Genomic DNA, 4,112 nt, shown 5'->3' with positions numbered 1-4,112 from the left:
CCAGGGCTTCGGCAGCGTTCTCGTTCGGCTGCCAGGAGCGCGCAGCTTCGTGCACTGTGAGGATCTGCTCGCCATTCATCGCGTCTCGACCTGTCTCCTGGTAAGGATGGTGATCATGGATCGTTGTCGCTTTTCTGAGGCGCGGCGTCGAGTGCTCTTGGAGTCAAGGGGGTTGAAGGCTGCTCCGAGGAGGAGCTCAGGGCTGGGGAGAAATCATAATCGCAGGTCAGAGCGCAGGGGTGATAGTCAAGGCTGGTGGTGGGCTGCGCCCGGTCAGGATGACGGACCGTGACGGGAAATGGGGTGCACGCACAAGCAACGGGGTCACCCGGCAGGGTCGGGATTGTTGAAGTCACTTCCCCAGCCCCGGGAGACCCCGCCGCCGACCTAGTGTGTCAGGTTCCGCGGTCGCACGACCACGAAATCCGGCAAGGCCAGCGGAAACCTGTCAAGATCTTTGAGACAAGATCCGGTATGAACTCGCGAGACTGCCAAACTTCGCCCGCCTGTTCGGCGCCCGGCAGACAGACACTCGGGCGACAAGCACCGACGCCAGGCGACCCGAGCTCGGAACCGGCAGTCACCGTTGGAGCCGGTGAGATCGGGAAGCCCGGCATTGTACGAACCGGCTTCCCAGGCCCGCTGACCTGCACCTGACCTGCACCTACGGAGCGATGCAGACTAACCCAACTGATGGATATAACCTATTTGACTAGGCTAGAGACTGACTACGGAGCGTGGTGGACCTTGTGTACCAGCATCCAAACCGTTTGATCTTGGTCGCTGGCCCTGAAATCACTGTCCGTCCGGTCACGACACGTGCCCTGACCGGGGGTGATGCGCGGTGACCGCACCTACCGGAACATCATCTATGGGATAGAACAACTTTTCCGGACATCTGGCGGTTTCGGACACTTCTGCGCCTCCAGGTCAGGGGAACCACGTCCTATCAGATCCAGGTACCACGATGATCCCAGAAGTGCGAAGTCTCATGTCGCGGATTCGGGCCGTTATGGAGGACACCTCGGTCGTGGTCCGTTAGAGGGTCCTCAGGTGGTGCCGTTGCGACCGATCACGCTGCCGAAGACATGAGTGTGCCCGGTCCTACCGCCAGAGGTTCTGTGCCGCCCAGCTTCGGGACCTGCTTACAGCTGGGAGGTCCAAGGGTTGACGAGTGAGACGCCCATGGCGGCGAAGTCGGCCTCGTTGCGGGTGACGAGCGTGAGGCTGTGCACCTGGGCCGTGGCGGCGATGAGCGCGTCGTGGGCTGGGCGCCGGTCGGGCACGTGAAGTCGCGCCGCCGAGCCGGCGACGACCTGATCGGCGTCGAGCAGCCGGCCTGCGTATGCCGGGAGCACGTTCTGATCGAGCCATGAGTCCAGGACGGCCGCCTGTCGGGCATCGTGCCGTCGCTTGTTCTCAATGCCAGCCCGCAGCTCTAGCAGGGTGATGACGGAGAGGAAGGTATCCGATGGTGACAGGGCCGCGGCCCAGCCGTTGAAGCGGTCCTCGCGGCGTTTCGCGGGCTTACGGAGCTCGGAGATGACGTTGGTGTCGAGTAGGAAGCTCACAGGTCGACCTCGCGCAGCGAGTCCCACGGCTGTAGGGGCTCGAAGTCGATCTCCTCCTCCAGAACGAACGCGTCTCCCAGGCTGCCCGCGGTTCCGGTGAGCCGCTGGTAGTCGGCGAACGACAGCAGGACGTGTGACGGCCGACCGTGATCCGTAATGATCACCGGACCGCTGGCGGCAGCCCGCTTGACCGCGCTCACGTCACGGTTGAACTCTCGCGATGAGACCATGGTCACCACGATCACCCCCCTGGTAGGTACGTACCTACAATATGCGCCGAACGTCGTTCGCGCGGCCAACCGCTGAAGCCAGCTCGCGCCCTTCGATGTGACCAGGGTCGCGTGACCCTGCCGCGCGGCCGGGCGACCGGCTTGCTCACCAGACCTGGTGACCATCCAGGATGAACCCTCGCCGCCGGCAAGGTCGATCTGAGCAGTCGCCCCTTGACTTTTTCACTCCAGATCTCACAGGCTTCAAGTGGTACCGTGCTTAGGAGTCGAAATGAAATAACTTGCGCGTTTCGAACCCTCCACAGGCCTGTGACCTGCGATGATGCTCTCGATCACGTATTTGTTACTTCATTACGTCCCCTTAAAGGATGGAGTCAGGCATGGTCCCGCGGATCGAGATCGACGACGAGGTCTTCAAGTGCCTGCAGGATCAGGCTGCGCCCTTCGTCGACACCCCGAATTATGTCCTCCGTCGCGTCTTGGGGCTCTCCGCTCCAGCGGTGGCCGAAGAGCCGGGCGCGGCCCGTCCGCCTGGCAATCTCGCGAAGCTTGTGAACGCCGGACTCGTGAAGCCCGGGGACGGACTGACGCATGTCCGCAAGCGAAGCGGCGCGATCTATGAAGCGATCCCAATCTCGTAGACAGTCGACGTAAAGTCCACTGACTACCAGGAAGATCCAGGGATGGGATCGACGCGGAGGAAGTTCACCCAGGAGTACAAGGACGAGGCGGTCGCTCTCGTCCTTGGTTCGGACCGTACGATCGCCGAGGTGGCGAAGAGCCTTGGGATCAACGAGACGAGCTTGGGGTACTGGGTGAAGAAAGAAAAGGATTCCGACGAGGGCAGGGAGCGGCCGCTATCGGTGTCCGAGCACGCCGAGCTCGAGGAGCTCCGGAAGAAGAACGCACAGCTGCAGATGGACAGCTCTTTCTTAAAAAAAGTCGCGAGCTTCTTCGCGAGCGACCAGAAGTGAGGTTCGAGTTCATCTCGGCCCACGCCCCGAAGAAGCCTGCTCCCGCCGACGGTGTGAACACCTTCCCCGTCGACTACCTGTGCCGGAAACTCGGCGTCTCCCGCGCCGGCTACTACGCCTGGAAGAACCGCGGACCGTCGAAACGCGAGCGGGACGACATCACCTTGTCCACGAAGATCCGGGCGATTTTCGACGCGCACCACGGCCGGTACGGCGTGCGGCGGATCTTCGCCGACCTCCGCCGCCAGGGCGTCCGGGTCGCCTACAAGCGGGTCCAGCGGCTCATGGCCCAGCTGGGCCTGGTCAGCGTGCACCCGCGGGCCCCGCAGGCACATCACGACCGTCCAGGCCGTCGAGCCCTCGTCGCTGCCCGACCGCGGCAGCGAGTACACCAGCCACGACTTCGTCGAGTTCTGCAAGAAAAACAAGATCAGGAACTCGGTCGGGCGGACCAGTATATGTTTTGACAACGCCGCCGTGGAATCGTTCTGGGTGACCCTGAAGAAGGAGTTCGTCCACCTCCACGCCTTCGCCGTCCTGAAACAGCTCCGCGCCGGCATCTTCGACTACGTCGAGACGTACTACAACCGCAGAAGGATACATTCCACGATCAATTACATGACGCCCGTCGAGTACGAGGCCAAGTTTGACAGGGAGCACCCACAAGCCGCATAATGGAACTGTCTACTAAATCGGGAACGCTCCACTCATGGTCTGGACCCCAGCGCAGACCGGGCGGTTCCTCGACCACGCCCATAGCGACCCGCTCTACCCTGTCTTCCACCTCATCGCCTACCGGGGGCTCCGACGCGGTGAATCCGTCGCCGTCCACATCGACGATATCGACGTCACCAACGCAACCCTCACCATCCGCTGGCAGTTCGTCCAGATCGGCTACGCCACCCAACTCGCCAAGCCGAAATCCGACGCCGGGGACCGTGTCATCTCCCTCGACCCCGACACCCTCGCCGTCCTGAAAACCTGCCGCACACGCCAACCGGCTCGCCGCCGGAACCATCTGGCCGAACAACGGCCTCGCGTTCACCCACCCCGACGGCACTCCCATCCACCCCGAACACCTCACCAACCGCTTCCACACCCTCATCCAGGAAGCCGACCTACCCCCCATCACCATCCACGGCCTCCGCCACGGCGCCGCCACCCTCGCCCTCGCCGCCGGCGCCGACCTCAAAGCAGTCCAAGAACTCCTCGGCCACTCCACGATCATGATCACCGCCGACACCTACACCCACATCCTCCCCGACCTCGCCGCCGAGATCGCCCGCAACACCGCACGCCTCATCCCCCGCACCCGCAGCCCCCACGACTACCCCCGG

The 4,112-nt window shown here is 63.1% G+C and carries 7 protein-coding genes; 5 read left to right on the top strand and 2 right to left on the bottom strand.

Going from position 1 to position 4,112, the window contains the following annotated elements:
* Positions 1-1,145: 1,145 nt before the first annotated feature.
* Together ACY45C_RS17045 and ACY45C_RS17040 are read right to left on the bottom strand one after the other, a co-directional pair.
* Positions 1,146-1,571 carry a PIN domain-containing protein gene (locus ACY45C_RS17045; protein WP_462188550.1) on the bottom strand — a complete coding sequence of 142 codons (426 nt, stop codon included), beginning with the start codon at positions 1,569-1,571 and terminating at the stop codon, positions 1,146-1,148.
* Positions 1,568-1,801: a type II toxin-antitoxin system Phd/YefM family antitoxin gene (locus ACY45C_RS17040; RefSeq protein WP_462188549.1), complete on the bottom strand. Its 234-nt coding sequence runs from the start codon at positions 1,799-1,801 to the stop codon at positions 1,568-1,570. The genes ACY45C_RS17045 and ACY45C_RS17040 overlap by 4 nt, the downstream gene beginning before the upstream one ends.
* 380 nt (positions 1,802-2,181) lie before the next feature.
* On the opposite strand from ACY45C_RS17040, the gene ACY45C_RS17035 reads away from it, so the two are divergent.
* The 5 genes from ACY45C_RS17035 to ACY45C_RS17015 all read left to right on the top strand — a co-directional run.
* Positions 2,182-2,442: a hypothetical protein gene (locus ACY45C_RS17035; protein WP_462188548.1), complete on the top strand. Its 261-nt coding sequence runs from the start codon at positions 2,182-2,184 to the stop codon at positions 2,440-2,442.
* Positions 2,443-2,484: 42 nt separating this feature from the next.
* Positions 2,485-2,775 (top strand): transposase, encoded by a 291-nt coding sequence (locus ACY45C_RS17030; protein ID WP_462188547.1) that lies wholly within the window; start codon positions 2,485-2,487, stop codon positions 2,773-2,775.
* On the top strand, positions 2,772-3,242 hold the full coding sequence (locus ACY45C_RS17025) for an IS3 family transposase (RefSeq protein WP_462188546.1): 471 nt from the start codon (positions 2,772-2,774) through the stop codon (positions 3,240-3,242). Before ACY45C_RS17030 ends, ACY45C_RS17025 begins: the two co-directional genes overlap by 4 nt.
* A gap of 10 nt (positions 3,243-3,252) precedes the next feature.
* The gene (locus ACY45C_RS17020) at positions 3,253-3,450 is read left to right on the top strand and encodes an IS3 family transposase (protein WP_462188545.1); all 198 of its coding nucleotides are present in this window, start codon (positions 3,253-3,255) and stop codon (positions 3,448-3,450) included.
* A 341-nt stretch (positions 3,451-3,791) separates the two neighbouring features.
* Positions 3,792-4,112 (top strand): tyrosine-type recombinase/integrase (locus ACY45C_RS17015; protein ID WP_462188553.1); only part of this gene is annotated, 321 nt, incomplete at its 3' end.

This window comes from Frankia sp. CcWB2, assembly GCF_977927585.1.
This window is presented reverse-complemented; position numbering and strand designations above follow the sequence as displayed.

Coding starts and splice junctions, on each gene's coding strand:
- ACY45C_RS17035 (WP_462188548.1), top strand. CDS start 2,182: ATGGTCCCGCGGATCGAGATCGACGACGAGGTCTTCAAGTGCCTGCAG.
- ACY45C_RS17030 (WP_462188547.1), top strand. CDS start 2,485: ATGGGATCGACGCGGAGGAAGTTCACCCAGGAGTACAAGGACGAGGCG.
- ACY45C_RS17040 (WP_462188549.1), bottom strand. CDS start 1,801: ATGGTCTCATCGCGAGAGTTCAACCGTGACGTGAGCGCGGTCAAGCGG.